At 59.0% G+C, this 17,930-nt stretch carries 16 protein-coding genes and 1 pseudogene; 8 read left to right on the top strand and 9 right to left on the bottom strand.

Annotated elements, in window-relative coordinates:
* Positions 1-58: 58 nt before the first annotated feature.
* A complete protein-coding gene (locus BH712_RS08150; protein WP_006809724.1) occupies positions 59-1,495 on the bottom strand; it encodes an MFS transporter in 1,437 nt (478 codons plus the stop codon).
* A 107-nt stretch (positions 1,496-1,602) separates the two neighbouring features.
* On the opposite strand from BH712_RS08150, the gene BH712_RS08145 reads away from it, so the two are divergent.
* Both BH712_RS08145 and BH712_RS08140 read left to right on the top strand, forming a co-directional pair.
* Positions 1,603-2,472: a helix-turn-helix transcriptional regulator gene (locus tag BH712_RS08145; RefSeq protein ID WP_006809723.1), complete on the top strand. Its 870-nt coding sequence runs from the start codon at positions 1,603-1,605 to the stop codon at positions 2,470-2,472.
* A gap of 153 nt (positions 2,473-2,625) precedes the next feature.
* A complete protein-coding gene (locus tag BH712_RS08140) occupies positions 2,626-3,228 on the top strand; it encodes a hypothetical protein (RefSeq protein ID WP_006809722.1) in 603 nt (200 codons plus the stop codon).
* A 27-nt stretch (positions 3,229-3,255) separates the two neighbouring features.
* On the opposite strand, the gene nfsB is transcribed toward BH712_RS08140, so the two are convergent.
* From nfsB to BH712_RS08125, 3 genes are all read right to left on the bottom strand, one after another.
* Positions 3,256-3,909, bottom strand: coding sequence for an oxygen-insensitive NAD(P)H nitroreductase (gene nfsB, locus BH712_RS08135; RefSeq protein ID WP_006809721.1), 654 nt, complete (start codon positions 3,907-3,909; stop codon positions 3,256-3,258).
* A gap of 120 nt (positions 3,910-4,029) precedes the next feature.
* A complete protein-coding gene (locus BH712_RS08130; protein WP_006809720.1) occupies positions 4,030-4,398 on the bottom strand; it encodes an MmcQ/YjbR family DNA-binding protein in 369 nt (122 codons plus the stop codon).
* Entirely contained in the window at positions 4,388-4,978 is a 591-nt protein-coding gene (locus BH712_RS08125) for a TetR/AcrR family transcriptional regulator (protein ID WP_032673605.1), read from the bottom strand. Before BH712_RS08125 ends, BH712_RS08130 begins: the two co-directional genes overlap by 11 nt.
* 191 nt (positions 4,979-5,169) lie before the next feature.
* Here BH712_RS08125 and BH712_RS08120 point away from each other — a divergent pair, with 191 nt between their 5' ends.
* Both BH712_RS08120 and BH712_RS08115 read left to right on the top strand, forming a co-directional pair.
* Entirely contained in the window at positions 5,170-6,273 is a 1,104-nt protein-coding gene (locus BH712_RS08120) for a RomA family MBL fold metallo-hydrolase (RefSeq protein ID WP_006809718.1), read from the top strand.
* Positions 6,274-6,305: 32 nt separating this feature from the next.
* The gene (locus BH712_RS08115) at positions 6,306-6,647 is read left to right on the top strand and encodes a RamA family antibiotic efflux transcriptional regulator (protein WP_032673604.1); all 342 of its coding nucleotides are present in this window, start codon (positions 6,306-6,308) and stop codon (positions 6,645-6,647) included.
* A 54-nt stretch (positions 6,648-6,701) separates the two neighbouring features.
* On the opposite strand, the gene BH712_RS08110 is transcribed toward BH712_RS08115, so the two are convergent.
* On the bottom strand, positions 6,702-6,950 hold the full coding sequence (locus BH712_RS08110) for a DUF1158 domain-containing protein (RefSeq protein ID WP_006809716.1): 249 nt from the start codon (positions 6,948-6,950) through the stop codon (positions 6,702-6,704).
* 488 nt (positions 6,951-7,438) lie between these two features.
* Between BH712_RS08110 and BH712_RS08105 the strand changes: the two genes are divergently transcribed.
* The 3 genes and pseudogenes from BH712_RS08105 (at position 7,439) to BH712_RS08095 (ending at position 14,466) form a co-directional block, all read left to right on the top strand.
* Positions 7,439-10,147, top strand: coding sequence for a cation-transporting P-type ATPase (locus BH712_RS08105; RefSeq protein ID WP_006809715.1), 2,709 nt, complete (start codon positions 7,439-7,441; stop codon positions 10,145-10,147).
* A 110-nt stretch (positions 10,148-10,257) separates the two neighbouring features.
* The gene (locus BH712_RS08100; protein ID WP_006809714.1) at positions 10,258-11,322 is read left to right on the top strand and encodes an efflux RND transporter periplasmic adaptor subunit; all 1,065 of its coding nucleotides are present in this window, start codon (positions 10,258-10,260) and stop codon (positions 11,320-11,322) included.
* A 9-nt stretch (positions 11,323-11,331) separates the two neighbouring features.
* Positions 11,332-14,466: pseudogene (locus BH712_RS08095) on the top strand (efflux RND transporter permease subunit).
* On the opposite strand, the gene BH712_RS08090 reads toward BH712_RS08095, so the two are convergent.
* Entirely contained in the window at positions 14,417-15,538 is a 1,122-nt protein-coding gene (locus tag BH712_RS08090) for a YbdK family carboxylate-amine ligase (protein ID WP_006809711.1), read from the bottom strand. The pseudogene BH712_RS08095 and the gene BH712_RS08090 overlap by 50 nt on opposite strands.
* Before the next feature lie 105 nt (positions 15,539-15,643).
* Between BH712_RS08090 and BH712_RS08085 the strand changes: the two genes are divergently transcribed.
* Complete coding sequence (locus BH712_RS08085; protein WP_006809710.1) at positions 15,644-16,534, top strand: oxidoreductase; 891 nt, start codon at positions 15,644-15,646, stop codon at positions 16,532-16,534.
* 53 nt (positions 16,535-16,587) lie between these two features.
* Here the strand turns inward: BH712_RS08085 and BH712_RS08080 are convergent, their stop codons facing one another.
* From BH712_RS08080 to BH712_RS08070, 3 genes are read right to left on the bottom strand one after another with little or no spacing between them, the layout of a single operon-like run.
* Positions 16,588-17,022: a hypothetical protein gene (locus BH712_RS08080; protein ID WP_006809709.1), complete on the bottom strand. Its 435-nt coding sequence runs from the start codon at positions 17,020-17,022 to the stop codon at positions 16,588-16,590.
* On the bottom strand, positions 17,019-17,375 hold the full coding sequence (locus BH712_RS08075) for a tlde1 domain-containing protein (protein ID WP_006809708.1): 357 nt from the start codon (positions 17,373-17,375) through the stop codon (positions 17,019-17,021). The genes BH712_RS08080 and BH712_RS08075 overlap by 4 nt, the downstream gene beginning before the upstream one ends.
* Positions 17,376-17,385: 10 nt before the next feature.
* Positions 17,386-17,877 (bottom strand): Hcp family type VI secretion system effector, encoded by a 492-nt coding sequence (locus tag BH712_RS08070; protein WP_006809707.1) that lies wholly within the window; start codon positions 17,875-17,877, stop codon positions 17,386-17,388.
* Positions 17,878-17,930 lie beyond the last annotated feature (53 nt).

Genomic DNA, 17,930 nt, shown 5'->3' with positions numbered 1-17,930 from the left:
TGTATTGATGCAGCCCCATAATGGCGGCTGCGGATCTATTATGCAAATTCAGGCAGTTTTATTTTGTCGCCGGACAGGCCTTGACGACCGGTAAACAGAGACGATGGCGCATACGCAGCGTGGCCAGCGCCAGGACCACCATCATGGCCGTTTCCACCATCAGGAAGACGTTGACCGCCTGGGTGTAATCTCCGTGATAACTTTGTAGCCCGTGCAGCAAAATCGCGCCGAAAATTGCCGGGCCAAGCCCCAGCGCAGCCTGTTGCAGCGTGCTCAAAATCGCGCTCGCGGCTCCCGCGTCGTCAGGCTGGATATCGCGCATCCCGATGCGGTAGAAGCTGTTTACAATCAGCGCCTGCCCGTACCCCACCAGCCCGGTGGCCGGGGCCAGCGTCAGCGCGGTATTTTGCATTCCCCAGTGACGGAACGTGGCGATCAGCGCCACCAGGCCGACAAGCTGAACTGCCAGCCCGGTCAGCAGGATGGCGCTGGTGCTGTAGCGGGCAATCAGGCGCGGGGCGAACCAGGCAGAAATAAAATAGGTCACGCCGAGTGCGATGAAACTGTTTCCGGACTGCCACGGCGCCATTCCCAGACCGCTTTGCATGGTCAGCGCCATACAGAACATGAACCCGGACCAGACGCTGAAAAAGAGTATCCCAATCAGCACGCCAAAGCGGATGCTGCGCAGCTGTAACAGGCGCGGCGCGATGAGCGGATGGGCATTCTCACGCTCTTTTTTGCGCGCGTTCAGCACCATCAAACAGGCCAGCGGCACAATCGCCAGCAGGGCGGCCTTCAGCGGCCACGACCAGTGCCACTGCGGGCCGAGCGCCATCGGGAACAGCAGACAGCATAGTATCGCCGTCAGCAGGACGGTACCGATCCAGTCAATGCGCGACGGCGTGTCGCGGCGGGTTTCCGGCACGTAGCGACGGCTCAGCGCCAGCACCACCAGACAAATCGGCACGTTGATAAAGAAGGCGTTGCGCCAGCCCAGCCCGGCGATGTCCGCCGATACCAGCCAGCCGCCACCCATCTGGCCAACGATAAATGCAATTCCGCCGATCCCCCCGAACAGGCTGATCGCTCTGGCGTGTGCCGTTCCTTTTAACGTCACATGCAACGTCGCGAGAATTTGCGGCATGATCAGCGCGGCGCCCGCGCCCTGAATAATGCGCGCGGCAAGCAACTGTTCGATATTGCCCGCCATGCCGCACAGCAGCGAGGCCAGGCCAAAACTCGCCACGCCCCACATAAACAGGCGACGGCGGCCAAGGTTATCGCCCAGCTTGCTGCCGGGGGCCAGGCAGACGGCAAAGGCCACGCCGTAGAGGGCGACGATCAGCTCCAGTTCGGTGGCGGTGGCGTGTAACGAATGGGTGATGGAATCCAGCGCCACGTTGGTGATTGAGGTATCAATCAGCGGCAGCATCTGGCCGGTTAACAGCAAAATCAGGCCCGCGCGACCCGGTGAAACAACTGACGTATTCATGGTGACTCCATTGCGTCAAACAGCGTAGAGTCGTAGCATCAACCATCTGATAAACGGGTACCAGTTCTTGCTTATACTGGTACTGACACTACCATGCAGGAGATGTTATGGCGCTGATGTCTGAACCTGTCACCTCTCTTCAGGATGACACCCGCAAGCAGCTGGGCGCGTTTTTGCGAGCACGGCGGGAAAGCCTTGATCCGCAGCGCCTCGGCTTACCGCGCAGCGGCCGCCGCCGCACGCCGGGCCTGCGCCGGGAGGAGGTAGCGATGCTCGCGGATGTCGGGGTGACCTGGTACACCTGGCTGGAACAGGGCCGGGACGTCAACCCGTCCAGTGCGGTAATGGCCGCCATCGCAAAAGCGCTGCAATGCACCCCGACCGAAGCCCGGCATCTTTTTGTACTCGCCGGGTTGCCGCCGGGGGAAGCCCCGCAGGCGGTGTGTTGCGAGGGGATCAGCGAAGGCACCCGTCGCCTGCTGGATACCCTGCTGCCGAAACCCGCCAGTATTCAGAAACCCAATTTCGACATCGTGGCGTGGAACGACAGCTTCGGACACCTGATGGGCGTCGATTTCAACGCCATCCCGCCGGAAGATCGCAACTGCATCTACCTGTTTCTTACCCACCCGGCCTGGCGCGCGCGGCTCGGCAAACGTGACGACGTGCTGCCGATTTTCGTCTCCTACTTCCGCGCGGCAATGGCTGAGCATCGGGGGGACCCGCTCTGGGAAGCGAAGCTGGCGCGTTTTTTTGCGGTATCCGAAGAGTTCAAAACCCTGTGGCACCAGCGCAACGACGTGCGCGGCGTGGAGAACCAGCTCAAGCTGTTTACCCATCCCGAGCTGGGGGATTTTCACCTTCAGCAGATGTACTGGTACTCCGCGCCGCGAAACGGATCGCGGCTGCTGGTCTATTTACCCGTGGATGAGGCAGGGGAGAGGGCGATGGCGTGGCTGGCGGAGCAGGGGAAGTAAGTTTTTTGCGAGGGGCTTTCAGGGAATCAGAGCTGGCTCTGCTAAGCGGATGAGACAGGTGTAAGGTGGCGTTTAACGTAAACCAACCGACGGCATCGACATCATTTCGATGAGGGGTTAAGTCGACTATACTCACGCCATGAGAAACAACTAATGTCGCCACTGATGATTGATTCCGCAGACTTCAGCCAAAAACTCGGCCTTATCTCCCGAAACGTCGAACATACCGAAGCATTTCTTGCACGGGGCACAGCGGATTTTCATCTGCCGGGGTTCTTGCTGCCAGTCGGATACCGGTTTTTAAAATCGCGTTATGGCGATGAATATCGTCTCGTGACTACCGATGGCGGCAAGCCTTATACGGCTTATGCCGTAAAGCTTACATTTCACAAAGAAATCACCTTTCCCCACGGTGCCGCTACGCAGGTCATGGTGTGGCGCACCCCGCGCGCCGTCCACCAGCGCGTGATAAGCGGATTACCGCAATTATTTTTCCAGTGGGTGCTAAGCGAATACGACATCGTAGTCTCGGACAGCGAGCAAACGGGAGACGGGCAACGGTTCTGGCTGCGGATGATCGACTGGGCGTTTACCATGAACTATCGCATTAGTGTGGCAGACGGTACGGTGGGAGAAGAGTGGACATTAACGCCCGTAAATTCTTACGCCGAACTGGAAGAGCGCTGGATTGCCTTTGCCTGGGGCAACGATCGTGATGTTCATCCGCATCGCAGGCTGGTCATCAGTAAAGCGTAACGGGCCGCACAGAGCGGCCCGTTTTACTTAGCACTCAGTCACAATCGTGCTCAGCGGCAGGCGTGATTTCGGCAGCGTGGCGTTGAAATCTTCCACGCAGTGATGCCCGACCGGGACCACCACCAGGCTGGTGAAGCCTTTCTCTTTCAGGCCAAACTCTTCATCAAGAATAGCCGCGTCAAAGCCTTCAATTGGCACCGCGTCCAGGCCCATCGCGGCCACGCCCAGCAGGAAGTTACCGACGTTCAGGTAAACCTGCTTCGCCATCCACTGGTCGTCATCTTTCAGATCGACGCGGTGCATGTCGGCAAAATAGCAGCGGCCTTTGTGGTTCGCGGCTTTGGCTTCTGGCGTATTGAAACGGCCATCAGCCTCTTCCTGATCGACAACGCGCTCAAGCCAGGCATCGTCCATCGCGGTTTTCGCGCAGAACACCACCACGTGAGAGGCATCCAGCATTTTGCGTTCGTTAAACACATAGGTGCCCGCCGCGGATTTTGCCACGCGCGCTTTACCCTCTTCAGTGCTGGCAACAATAAAGTGCCACGGCTGGGAGTTAGTGCTGGACGGGCTGTATTGCAGCAGCGTTTTGATTTTTTCCGCTTCTTCTGCGGTCAGTTTTTTGGCTGGGTCGAACGCCTTGGTTGAGTGGCGTTTCAGGGCGACAGAAATAATATCCATAACAACTCCTGGTGATGAAATTCGCCCGCGGGCGGGCGTGAAAGGAAAGCAGATTACCGCGCGAAGCGGGAAAAGATAAGTGCGATTCGAGCGCTTATTCTGTTCGTCTCAGACGAACAATCAGCCTGGCCGAATCCACTTCTGATCTTTTTTTGGCAGTTTATCAACGACCAGATTCCACGAATCCGTAATAAGGTCGGTGACCAGTTCAGGCGTGACGTCGTCCGTGCCGTAGAGTGAAATCCAGTGTTTTTTATTGAGGTGATAGCCCGGCTCCACGCCACGGTAAATCTGCTGATTAAGCAGCGATTTTTCCGGGTCGGATTTCAGGCTGACGTGGGGCCGACCGTGCGCGGTCGCCATCAGCATAAAAATTTTCCCGCCCACCTTAAACACGTCATACTCCGGGCCAAACGGCCAACAGTGTTCGGTGAAAGGCATCTCCAGCGCGACGCGTCTGGCATGGTCCTGCAAGGATTTACTGTCCATGGATCTCTTCCTCTGCAAGCCCGCGCCACATGGCCTCAAAGCCCAGCGCTTTAAAATCGACGGCACGAGACGGATCGCGGGTGGCAAACTCCATGGTGGTTTCCGCCAGCGATAAGAAAAGCGCATCGCCAAACGTTTTGAATTCATCGGACATAAACACCGGGCGCACCGAGCGGCGGCATAACTCATGAAGTTCCGGGAACATCTCTTTCACCGCCTGTTCCGTTTCGGCGCTCAGCTTTTCACTGACGCCAATCTGGCGGATAGCCGCATGCGCCAGGGGGTTACGTATGCCCCAGTCTACATAGCTGTTCCAGATATTGCGGGTATGTTCTTTTGGCTCGGAGAGGGTGCGATCGAGGTTCGCCAGCATGGTCTGGCAGAGATCCTGTTTCAGATGCAGGTAGAGGGCATTCAGCAGATCGTCTTTGGTAGCAAAGTAGCGAAACAGCGTCCCTTCAGCGACGCCCGCATTACGGGCAATTAACGCCGTTGAGGCGGCAATACCTGACTGGGCAAATGCCGCGGTGGCTGCTTCCAGTAAGGCCTGTTTTTTATCTTCACTCTTCGGACGTGCCACTAAATTTTTCCTCCCGTCAATTGTAAAAGCCCTGATTGAAACACTTCCCTTGTTACGCTGCAACGCGGAATGTCAAAGATCGAAAACCTTCTTGACGGCGTAATCATCCTCTCTATAATGAGTGCTTACTCACTCATAATCAAGTATCACCCGCGCAAACCATCGGACGGGGCGCGTAGGCGGGTCAGGAAATGAAAAAGCCTCTATTCATCTGCGTGGTATTAGTCATGATTATTGCTTCAGCTGCCAGTTTACCGTTTGTACTGAACGCCGGATTTGGCCAGCCACCGCAGGGCGCGCAGCTCTCTGAAGTGGAAGCCTCCCCGCACTATCGCGACGGGCAATTCCATAACACGCTCCCAACGCCGGGCTTTACCGGGCAACAAAATATGCTGGTGGCGTGGTGGCAGTTCCTGACCCGTAAAACCGAAAACGCCCGTCCGGCGCAGCCGCTGCCGCTGGTGAAAACCGATCTGGCGAGTCTGTCGCCTGACCAGGACACGCTGGTGTGGCTCGGCCACTCCTCCTGGTATATGCAGCTGGCGGGAAAACGCATTCTGATCGACCCGGTTCTGAGTAACTACGCCGCGCCGTTCTCGTTCCTCAATAAAGCCTTTGCGGGGGAGTATCCGTGGCGTGCGGAGAGCATGCCGGAAATCGACCTGCTGATCATCTCCCACGATCACTATGACCATCTGGATTACGCCACCATCAAGGCGCTGCTGCCGAAGGTGAAGCGCGTGGTCACGCCGCTCGGCGTCGGTTCACACCTGCGCTACTGGGGGATGAGCCAGGACATTATTGATGAACGGGACTGGAACCAGTCTGTGCACATCAGCGATGCGCTGACGGTGCATGTGCTGCCAGCGCGCCACTTTTCCGGACGCGGCATTAAGCGTAACCAGACCCTGTGGGGCAGCTTTATGTTTGTCACCCCGGAGCGGAAGGTCTACTACAGCGGCGACTCCGGTTACGGCCCGCACTTCAAATCTATCGGCGAGCAGTTTGGCGGCGTTGATCTGGCCATTATGGAGAACGGGCAGTACGACCAGGACTGGAAGTACATCCATATGCATCCGGCGGAAACGGCGCAGGCCTCGGCAGATCTCAATGCCAAAGCGGTCGTACCGGGACATAACGGACGCTTCGTGCTGGCGAAACATACCTGGAACGATCCACTGATCCAGCTGGCGAAAGCCAGCAAGGATAAAAACTATCGGCTGCTGACGCCGGAACTGGGCGAGCCGGTACGGGTGAGCGATAGCACGCAACAATTTCGCGAGTGGTGGGAATAATGTTTAAGCGAGAAGCAGAGGGGGAGAGCAGTATGACGATTTCCGCTCAGGTCATTGATACGATTGTCGAATGGATCGATGACAACCTGCATCAGCCGTTACGCATCGAAGAGATTGCCCGTCACGCGGGTTACTCAAAATGGCATTTACAGCGGCTGTTTATGCAATACAAAGGTGAAAGTCTGGGGCGCTACATCCGCGAACGCAAGCTGCTGCTGGCGGCACGCGATCTGCGTGAATCAGACGAACGCGTGTACGAAATCTGCCTGCGCTACGGGTTTGACTCGCAGCAGACGTTTACGCGCATCTTCACCCGCACCTTCAACCAGCCGCCCGGGGCGTACCGCAAAGAGAATCACAGCCAGACACATTAAAATTGGAAATCCAGGCCGGGTAAGGCATCGCCGCCACCCGGCTTTTTTATTGGCTTACGACGCCAGTGAGAACCAGCGGCGCCAGACGAAACGCAGGATGAAGAATTCGATAGCGCCGAGCAGTAAAAACCACACGCAGAACAAAATGGTGTAGAGCTGGTTCAGGTCGACCATATGAAAGGTCTGAACCAGCTTCTGCGCCAGCACCAGACCCAGCGACGGCGCGGGCAGCAGTAAGCAAGAGATCAGGGCTATCAATAAAATGCCCCCCGCAGTCAGCAGCGATTCCAACGGGTGTTTCATCGTAATGTTAATCGTCAGTTAAAAATGTCATTGTCCGGCATCCTTTAACGTAAAGCAATATCAACCCTCCGGCCCTTTTTTAATTAAATAATTCCATGCCCCGACAAATAATGTACGGAAAGAGATTAATTTAACCTTGAGGATTAAATTAATATCGCGCTATGTAAATAAATGTCTGTATCACGAAAATAATTTTACAAAGCTATAGGTGCTGTATCCAATTAACGTCGCAATAACAATGGCTGCGACAATGTATAACGCCAGGCGCCGTCCGCGATAAATACCAAACATGCTTCCTCCTCGTTTAGTGTTGGTTTAGAAATATTTTGTAAAAATCAATGCGTCGAAATAATTTTAATCAGTTTTGAATAACCGGGTAGTCAATATATTGCGGTAGATCAATTTAACCCGCAAGACTTTAAAATGAATTATTTAAAGCCAGAAAGGAATTCCGGCTTCCGTCCACCGGATATTGAAGGAAAAATACCATGACCAAAAAAAATTTCTCGCAGAATATGCCACCCGCAGGTGGGCAGGCGTACCAGCAGACCGTAGAGCAGGTGCTTGCTCAGGCGCAGAGCCAGGCTAATGGCCTGGACCGCACCGAGGCGCAGGCGCGTTTGCAGAAGCATGGCCCGAACGCGCTGCCGGAGAAAAAAGGCAAGCCGGGCTGGCTGCGTTTTCTCGCGCATTTTAACGATGTGCTGATTTACGTCCTGCTGGCGGCAGCCGTATTAACGGCGGTAATGGGACACTGGGTTGATACGCTGGTTATTCTGGGCGTGGCGGTAATCAATGCCCTAATTGGCCACATTCAGGAAAGCAACGCGGAAAAATCCCTGAAGAGTATTCGTAATATGCTCTCCAGCGAGGCGCGCGTTATTCGTAACGGCAACCATGAAACCATACCGACGACGGAAATAGTCCCGGGCGATATTATTGTATTACGCGCGGGGGATCGTATTCCGGCGGATATGCGTTTAATCGAAGCGCATAATTTACGCGTGGAAGAGGCGATTCTGACCGGTGAATCCACCGTGGTGGATAAACACACGAATCCGCTGAACGGCGAATTACCGCTGGGCGACCGCACGAACCTGGTCTTTTCCGGTACGACGGTAAGCGCAGGCGGCGGCGTTGGCGTGGTCATTGCCACGGGGCAGGAGACCGAACTCGGCCACATCAACCAGATGATGGCGGGCATTGAAAAGCACCGCACGCCGCTGCTGGTGCAGATGGACAAGCTGGGCAAGGCGATCTTCGCCATCATTCTGGCGATGATGGCCGCGCTGTTTGTCTTCAGCCTGGTGTTTCGCGAGATCCCAATGGGCGAGCTGCTGCTCTCCCTCATTAGCCTGGCTGTCGCGTCTGTACCAGAAGGTCTGCCAGCGATTATCTCCATCATCCTATCCCTGGGCGTGCAGGCGATGGCGCGCAAGCGGGCGATTATCCGCAAGCTGCCGACGGTTGAAACCCTGGGCGCAATGACCGTGGTCTGCTCGGATAAAACCGGCACCCTGACCATGAACGAGATGACGGTGAAAGCCATCATCACCGCCGACGCCTGCTATCGCGTGGACGGCAACAGCTACGAGCCGGTGGGCCACATCTATCTGGAAGGCAGCGACGAGCCGGTGCAGATCCAGCCGGGTACCGTACTGGAGCAGTACCTGCGCACCATCGACCTGTGCAACGACAGCCAGCTGATTCAGGACGAGCGCGGCCTGTGGGGCATCACTGGCGGGCCGACCGAGGGCGCGCTGAAGGTGCTGGCGGCGAAAGCCCACCTCGCGCCGGTCATGACCACGCTGATTAACAAGATCCCGTTCGACTCGCAGTACAAGTACATGAGCACCCACTACCAGATTGGCGGTGAGGAGCAGATTTTGATTACCGGCGCGCCGGACGTGATTTTCGCCCTGTGTGAGCAGCAGCAGACCCGCAACGGTGCGCAAGCCTTTAACCGCGCGTACTGGGAAAACGAGATGGAGCGCTATGCACGTCAGGGACTGCGCATGGTCGCCGCGGCGTTCAAGCCAGCAAATGGCGAGCAGGCATTAACCCACGACGACCTGAACCACGGTCTGATCTTCCTCGGCATCGCCGGGATGATGGATCCGCCGCGCCCGGAGGCAATTGAGGCGATTAATGCCTGCCAGCAGGCGGGGATCCGCGTGAAGATGATCACCGGGGATCACCCGCAGACGGCGATGAGCATCGGTCAGATGCTGGGGATCACCAACAGCGAGCAGGCGGTCACCGGCTACCAGCTGGAGAAGATGGACGACGCCGAGCTGGCGGAAGCGGCGGTGAAGTATGACATCTTCGCCCGTACCAGCCCGGAGCATAAGCTGCGCCTGGTGAAAGCGTTGCAGGACAAAGGCGAAATCGTCGGTATGACCGGCGACGGCGTGAACGATGCCCCGGCGTTGCGCCAGGCGGACGTCGGCATCGCGATGGGCATTAAAGGCACGGAAGTGACCAAAGAGGCGGCGGACATGGTCCTGACGGACGATAACTTCGCCACCATCGCCAGCGCGGTGAAAGAGGGGCGTCGCGTTTACGACAACCTGAAGAAGACCATCCTGTTCATTATGCCGACCAACCTGGCGCAGGGGCTATTGATTGTGATTGCGCTGCTGGCGGGGAACATCATTCCGCTGACGCCGGTGCTGATTCTGTGGATGAACATGGCGACCTCCGCCACGCTCTCCTTCGGCCTGGCCTTTGAGGCCGCCGAGCGCAACATTATGCGTCGTCCGCCGCGCCAGACCGGGCAGCACGTGATGGACGCCTACGCCGTGTGGCGCGTGGCCTTCGTCGGCACCATGATTGCCATCGCCGCCTTTGCGCTGGAAGCCTGGCTGGCCCCGCGCGGCCACAGCGCGGAGTTCATCCGCACCGTGCTGTTGCAGATGCTGGTCTGCGCCCAGTGGGTATACATGATTAACTGCCGCAACACCGACGGGTTCTCCCTGAACCGTGGCCTGCTGGCGAACAAAGGGATCTGGCTGGTAACGGGCGTACTGTTCCTGCTCCAGGCGGCGATTATCTACCTGCCGTTTATGCAGATGCTGTTCGGTACCGAAGCGCTGCCGCTGCGCTACTGGTTCGTGACGCTGGCGGTGGCGGGGGTGATGTTCTTCGTCGTCGAAATCGAGAAGCGACTGACCCGCAGGTTCCGTAAGTCCGCATAACTAAGCCCCCCGTCACCCTGCCCTCTCCCCAAAGGGGAGAGGGTGTTCAAGTTCCCTCTCCCCTTTGGGGAGAGGGTTAGGGTGAGGGGAGACAACGCTGAGGTACTCCCATGAAATTCCCGCTCCTGTTCGCACTCCTCGCCTGCACGCTGCAACCCGCATTCGCTGCCGCCATTCCCGTTCGCGTCGCCACCGTGGAGCAGACTGCCCACGCCGCCGAGCGCCAGATCCCGGGCCGCATCGAAGCCATTCACACCGTTGAGCTGCGCGCGCGTACGGAGGGCGTCATCACCAGAATCCACTTCCGCGACGGGCAGTACGTGAAAAAAGGCGACGTGCTGTTCGAACTGGACGACGCCGAGCCGCGCGCCGCCCTGCGTCTGGCGCAGGCTGAAGTAAGAAGCGCCGAAGCCACGCTGCGTCAGGCGCAGCAGCAGCTGTCCCGCTTCGAAAGCCTGGGCAGCAGTAACGCCATCAGCCGCCACGACGTGGACAACGCCCGCATGCAGCGCGACGTCGCGAGCGCCGCGTTGGAGCAGGCGAAAGCACGGCTTGACACCCGCAGCGTCACGCTGAACTACACCCGCATCACCTCGCCGATTGACGGGCGCGTGGGGCACAGCAACTTCCACGTCGGCAGCCTGGTCAACCCTGCCAGCGGCGTGCTGGTGGAGGTGGTGCAACTTGATCCGATCCGCATCGCCTTTGCGCTGGAAGAGGGCGCGTTTGCCACTAAAGCCGGACAGCATGCGGATATCCGCGCCATGAAGCAGGCCTGGCAGGCGCTGATTGACAGCAACGGCCAGCGCATCAGCGGGGAACTGACCTCCGTGGATAACCGCATCGACCCGCGCACCGCCAGCGTGATGCTGCGCGCCGAGTTCGCCAACCCGCGCCATCAGCTCCTGCCCGGCGGCAACGTAAACGTGTATTTGCGCCCGGCCAGCGAACAGCCGGTGTTGACCCTGCCCGCCGCCGCGGTCCAGCAGAACGGCGACGGGTTCTTCGCCTGGGTGGTCAACGCCGACGGTAAGGCCGAAATGCGCCCGCTGAAGGTTGCCGGGCAGATCGGCCAGCAGTTCCAGATTGCCTCCGGCGTGAAGCCCGGTGAGCGAGCGATTACTGACGGTGCGCAGCGCGTGCAGCCCGGCGCTGCCGTCCAGATACTGAATTAAGGAGCCATCATGCTGACGTTTTTCATCAAACGCCCGCGCTTTGCGATGGTGATTGCGCTGGTCATCACCCTGCTGGGGGCCATCGCGCTGAGGATTATTCCGGTGGAGCAGTACCCGCAGATCACCCCGCCAGTGGTGAATGTCTCTGCCAGCTGGCCGGGCGCCAGCTCGGCTGACGTGGCGGAGGCCATCGCCACGCCGCTGGAGACGCAGCTGAACGGCGTGGATCACATGCTCTATATGGAGTCCACCAGTTCGGACGAAGGCACCTACAGCCTGAACATTACCTTTGCGGCAGGCACCGATCCGGATCTCGCCGCCATCGACGTGCAGAACCGCGTGTCGCAGGCCCTGGCGCAGCTGCCGACCGAGGCGCAGCAAAACGGCGTGCAGGTGCGCAAGCGCGCCACCAACCTGATGTTGGGGGTAAGTCTTTACTCACCGAACAATACCCACACGCCGCTGTTCGTCAGCAACTATGCCAGCACGCAGGTGCGCGAGGCGCTGTCCCGCCTGCCGGGTGTCGGGCAGGTGCAGATGTTCGGCGCGCGGGATTACAGCATGCGCATCTGGCTGCGTCCGGACCGCATGAACGCCCTGAACGTCACCACCGACGACGTGGCGCAGGCGTTGCGCGAACAGAACGTGCAGGGGGCGGCAGGTCAGGTCGGCACGCCGCCGGTGTTCAACGGCCAGCAGCAGACCCTGACCATCAACGGGCTGGGGCGCTTAAACCAGGCCGACGACTTTGCCAGCATTATCATTCGCGCCGGGGAGATGGGACAGCTGGTGCGCCTGAAGGACGTCGCCACCATCGAGCTTGGCTCGCGCAGCTACAGCTCTGGCGCGCAGCTTAACGGACACGACTCCGCCTATCTCGGCATTTACCCCACGCCGTCCGCCAACGCCCTGCGCGTGGCCGATGCGGTGCGCGCGGAACTGGAACGGTTGTCCACGCGTTTCCCGGACGATCTGGTCTATGAAGTTAAATTCGACACCACCTCGTTTGTGGCCGCCACCATCAAAGAGATCGGCGTCTCGCTGGCGCTGACGATGCTGGCGGTGGTGGTCGTGGTGTCCCTGTTCCTGCAAAGCTGGCGCGCGACGCTGATTGTCGCCCTGGCCATTCCGGTGTCGCTGGTGGGCACCTTTGCGGTGCTCTATACGCTCGGCTACTCCGCCAATACGCTGAGCCTGTTTGCCATTATTCTGGCGCTGACCATGGTGGTAGATGACGCCATCGTGGTGGTGGAGAGCGTCGAAACGCTGATGGCGGAAGGGCAGAGCCGCACGGCGGCGACCGCGCTGGCGCTGCGGCAGATTGCCGGGCCGGTCATCGCGACGACGCTGGTGCTGCTGGCGGTGTTTGTGCCGGTGGCGCTCCTGCCGGGGATTGTCGGTGAGCTGTACCGCCAGTTTGCGGTAACGCTCTCGACCGCCGTGACGCTTTCAAGCCTGGTGGCGCTGACCCTGACGCCCGCGCTGTGCGCGCTGCTGCTGCGTCCGCGCCCGAAGAAACCTGCGGCAGTTTATCGCGCCTTTAACCGTGGGCTGGATGCCGCACGCGGTTTCTACACCCGCATCGTGAACGTATTAAACCTGCGCCCGTGGCTGGCGCTGCTGGCCACCGCAGGCGCGGCGGCGGTGGTGGTTTTCAGCTTTATGTCGATGCCAAAGGGCTTCCTGCCCCAGGAGGATCAGGGCTACTTCTTCGCCAGCGTCCAGCTGCCGGAAGCGGCGTCGCTGGAGCGCACCGAAGCGGTGATGACCACCGCGCGCGAACTCATCGCTAAAAACCCGGCGGTGGAAGATGTGATTCAGGTTTCAGGGTTTAACATCCTCAACGGCACCAGCGCCTCCAACGGCGGGTTTATCTCCATCATGCTCAAAGACTGGAGTCAGCGTCCGCCGCTGGATGAGGTGATGGGCACCCTTTAGCGCCAGCTGCTGGCTCTGCCGGAAGCGACCATCATGACCTTCGCGCCGCCGACGCTGCCGGGGCTGGGCAACGCCTCCGGTTTCGACTTGCGCATTCAGGCTCAGGCGGGGCAAAGCCCGGCGGAGCTGGAGCGCGTGACGCGTGAGGTGCTGGCGAAAGCTAACCAGCATCCGCAGCTGAGCCGCGTGTTCACCACCTGGAGCAGCAACGTGCCGCAGCTGACGCTGACCGTTGACCGCGAGCGCGCCGCGCGCCTCGACGTGCCGGTGTCGCGCATCTTCAGCAGCCTGCAAACCGCCTTCGGCGGCACGCGCGCCGGGGATTTCAGCGTCAACAACCGCGTCTACCACGTGGTGATGCAGAACGAGATGCAGTGGCGCGAGCGCGCGGAGCAAATCAGCGAGCTGTTCGTGCGCAGCAACAGCGGCGAGCGGGTGCGTCTGAGCAACCTCGTCACCATTACGCCGACCGTCGGTGCGCCCTTTATTCAGCAGTACAACCAGTTCCCGTCGGTATCGATGAGCGGTTCGGCAGCGGAAGGGGTAAGCAGCAGCACCGCGATGGCGGCGATGGGCGAGATTCTGGCGGAAAACCTGCCAGCCGGGTACGACTACGCCTGGAGCGGCATGTCGTATCAGGAGCAGCAGACCGGCAACCAGGCGATATGGATCGTACTGGCGGCGGTGGTGATGGCGTGGCTGTTCCTCGTCGCCCAGTATGAGAGCTGGACGCTGCCGGCGAGCGTAATGCTCTCGGTGCTGTTCGCCATCGGCGGGGCGCTGGTCTGGCTGTGGCTGGCGGGCTACGCCAACGACGTGTACGTGCAGATCGGTCTGGTCTTGCTGATCGCGTTAGCGGCCAAAAACGCGATCCTGATCGTGGAGTTCGCCCGCGCCCGGCGCATGGACGGGATGGGGATTGTCGATGCCGCACGGGAAGGGGCATCGCGCCGCTTCCGCGCGGTGATGATGACCGCCGTGTCGTTTATTATCGGCGTTCTGCCGATGATGCTGGCGACCGGGGCGGGTGCCCAGAGCCGCCGCATCATCGGCACCACGGTGTTCAGCGGCATGCTGGTGGCAACCGTGGTAGGGATTGTGTTCATCCCCGCGCTGTTCGTGCTGTTCCAGCGCCTGCGCGAGTGGGGCCACGGCCTTACGGACTCGTCGCCCACAGCTCGCAGTGCTTCTGCACCAGAGAAATAAGCGAGCCGCCGTCGGCGATAAAGTCCCGCATGCGCTGCGCCTCGCTCTTGCCCTGCTTTAACAGCAGGGCAATTTCATTGATTGCACTCGTCGCGCCGAGCTTCTCGGCCGACGGCGCAACCTGCTCCAGCAGCCAGGCGATATCGTCCGCCACGGTTTTGTGTTCGCCGGTATGCACGTCCGTCAGAATGCCTTCCAGCCCGTAGCGACAGGCCTGAAAACGGTTAAAGCGATACAGCAGAAAATCCCGTTCCTGATGCTTATAGGGCCGCGTGGTCAGCAGCCAGTGGGACGTCGCCTGAATCAGTCCGGCGATGTTAATGGCGTGGCCGAGCGTCAGCGGCGTATCCATCACCCGCACCTCCACGGTGCCGAAGTGCGGGCTGGGACGGATGTCCCAGTGCAGATCTTTAATGCTGTCGATCATGCTGGTGGAACTCAGGCGGCGGAACAGCCCCTCGAACTCCTGCCAGCTGTTAACCCACGGCATCTGGCCGTTATCCGGGAACCCCGAAAAAATGTTCAGCCGCGATGAGGCGAACTTCGTGTCCGTGCCCTGCATATACGGTGACGACGCGGCGAGGGCGATAAAGTGCGGCACAAAGCGCGACAGGCCGTGCAGCAGGTAAATGGCATCGTCCCCGGTCCGACAGCCAACGTGCACGTGCTGGCCGAACACCGTCGCCTGTAAAATCAGATAGCCGAAGCGCTCCAGCGTGACGTTATAGCGCTCGTCGTCGCACACCTCCTGCCGCTGCCATTTCTGGAACGGATGCGTCCCACCGCCGCAGATCTGGATATGCTGCTCTTCCGCCGCGCGCAGGATGCTCTGCTGCATCACCGAGAACTGCGCCGCTGCCTGGTCGATGGTCTGGCACACGCCGGTGGCGATTTCGAGCATGCTTTCGGTGATGTCGTGTTTGACTTCGCCCCCTTTGATCTCGTCTTTGACGGCGGCGATGAGGGCAGAGGAGTCCTGGCTCAGATCGTAACCCGGCGGGTTAACCACCTGGAGTTCGAGTTCAATGCCGAGGGTATAAGGTTCAGAGGACTTAAAATCGGGTAAGGGCATGGCGCACTCCGTTGTCTGTTATGTGTTGAGTATAGACAATGGGCGTGGCGCGCTCTTTTCAGGGTGGTATAACTGATTTCAGGCTTAGCAAAAGGGGAGTGACCCATGTCTGACTATCCAACCATTGCGCTGATTGGTCCTGGTGCGATTGGCACCACCATTGCCGCGGTATTGCATGATGCGGGCCGCACGCCGCTGCTGTGCGGTCGCACCGCGCACCCGGAATTGCGCCTGCGTCACGATGAGAGGGAAATCGTGGTGCCCGGTCCGGTACTCACCGATCCTGCCGTCATTACGCGCCCCGCCGATCTCGTTTTTGTGGCGGTAAAAACGACGCAAAATGCCGACAGCGCCGGGTGGCTGCGCGCCCTGTGCGATGAAAACACCGTGGTCTGCGCGCTGCAAAACGGCGTAGAGCAAAAAGCCCAGCTTGAGGCGTGGGTTAACGGCGCGACGGTGCTGCCGTCGGTAGTCTGGTTCCCGGCCCAGCGCGAGCCGGATGCCTCCGTCTGGCTGCGGGCAAAACCGCGCCTGACGCTGCCGGACGTGCCGCAGGTGCAGCGGGTGGTGGAGGCGCTTCGCAATACGCGCTGCGCGGTTGAAATTTCGACAGATTTCGCCACCGTCGCCTGGCGCAAGCTGCTGCAAAACGCAGTCGCCGGGCTGATGGTGCTTTCTAACCGCCGCGCCGGAATGTTCAGGCGCGAAGATATCAGCGAATTGGCGCTGGCCTATCTGCGCGAAGGGCTTACCGTCGCCCGCGCCGAAGGGGCGAAGCTGGACGATGCGGTGGCGGAGGAGATTCTGGCGAACTTCCAGCGTGCGCCTGAGGACCTGGGTACGTCGATCCTCGCCGACCGCCAGGCGAATCGCCCGATGGAGTGGGATATCCGCAACGGCGTGATCCAGCGCTACGGTCGCATGCACGGTATTGCGGTGCCCATCAGCGACGTGGTGGTGCCGCTGCTGGCGGCGGGGAGCGAGGGGCTGGGGTGAGCCAGGGTCTGGAGTGAAGGAAAGACCCGGCCGTTGTGCGCCGGGTAACTCTCTTACTTACCCTGACGGGCTTTCTCAGCGTTTAGCTCTACCATTGTTGCTTCCAGGATCCAGAGGCACTGAGCACCCTCAACCGTCTCCAGCAGCGCCCGGCGGGTGCGCTGATAGAACGCGTCGACTTCGGCGGGGGATTTCTCTAGAGGCGGCGTGCAGACGATATCGCTGCCAACCATGTGCGGCCACTTTCCCGCGTCAATGGTCTGGAGCGCTTTCAGTGTGGCGCTGGTGTTTGTTGTGAGCGCTGCGGCCAAAGCATCCTCCAGCAGTTGCGCCTGCCTGACGTCAGCCGTGGCAGCCAGCGTTGGGGCTTGCTCAATCCAGTGTGTGTCACCTGAGGCGATTCCATGAAGTGCTGATGGCCAGTCAGTGCTGGCTGCAATGGCTGGGACAGTGAGCGCACAAAGCAGCAGGACGATTGGGTATTTCATCGCACTACCTCAAGCTCACCGCCGTCACGAAGGATTTTACGTCGCGTTGACAGTGAGAGAATAATGCACCCCTCCGAAGCAAATCCGGCTGGACCGTACTTATGGTCACCATGAATGCGGAACTCTGAACGACCAAAACTCTCTCCCGAAGTTTGCTCAAGGATAATGGTAATGGGTCCTTTAGAATTCGAATGTCCCGCAATTTTATATGTTCCGCGCGGCAGCGGACCCAGACCCTTCACATGCTGACGGTCCGGATTATTTTTATTGGTAAGGGCACCGGAATATCCTGTCTCAATTAATTTGCCGTCTTTATACATCTTGCCAGTTGATTGCTCATACTTCCATCCCATAATGTTCTCCTTATGCCGTCTTGCGGTCGTTCCAGCTATCTGAATGCATGATGTTACCGTCCACGTAGCGCCAGGTAATTTTTTCATAGAGCAGCTCTACCAGCTCAAGATGGTTATGCTTCTCGTAGTCAGGATCTTTGATATCAAGCATCATTGGACAAACGCTGGCGATCTTCACGCCTTCCAGAAGGGTGGAAAAATATTCCACTTCCTGACCAGCATCGTTGATACGGTAAAACTTTATCTCAGCGGATTTTAGTTTCTGGCCCGTGCTAACAGCCTTGTATAAATAGGGGCTGGAAGCGTCGATCTCTTTATCGAAAGAATAGGGGGAATGGATGCGAAGACTTGTAGCCTTGCCGTTATGCTTGTCCGTGGGCTGCATTATGCCGTGGTTCAGTGCGATTAACTCAATACTTCCTTCACGGCCATGTATATCGACAGAGCCTTTGATGTCGGCACCACCGTCGTCTTTGAGCCATAAATAAGCGGGAATAGCCATTTGTTTAAAACTCCATTTAAGGAAATCCTGAAAAGACCTTATGGTTTAGCTTG

Source organism: Enterobacter hormaechei ATCC 49162, from assembly GCF_001875655.1.
GTDB classification, from domain to species: domain Bacteria; phylum Pseudomonadota; class Gammaproteobacteria; order Enterobacterales; family Enterobacteriaceae; genus Enterobacter; species Enterobacter hormaechei.
This window is presented reverse-complemented; position numbering and strand designations above follow the sequence as displayed.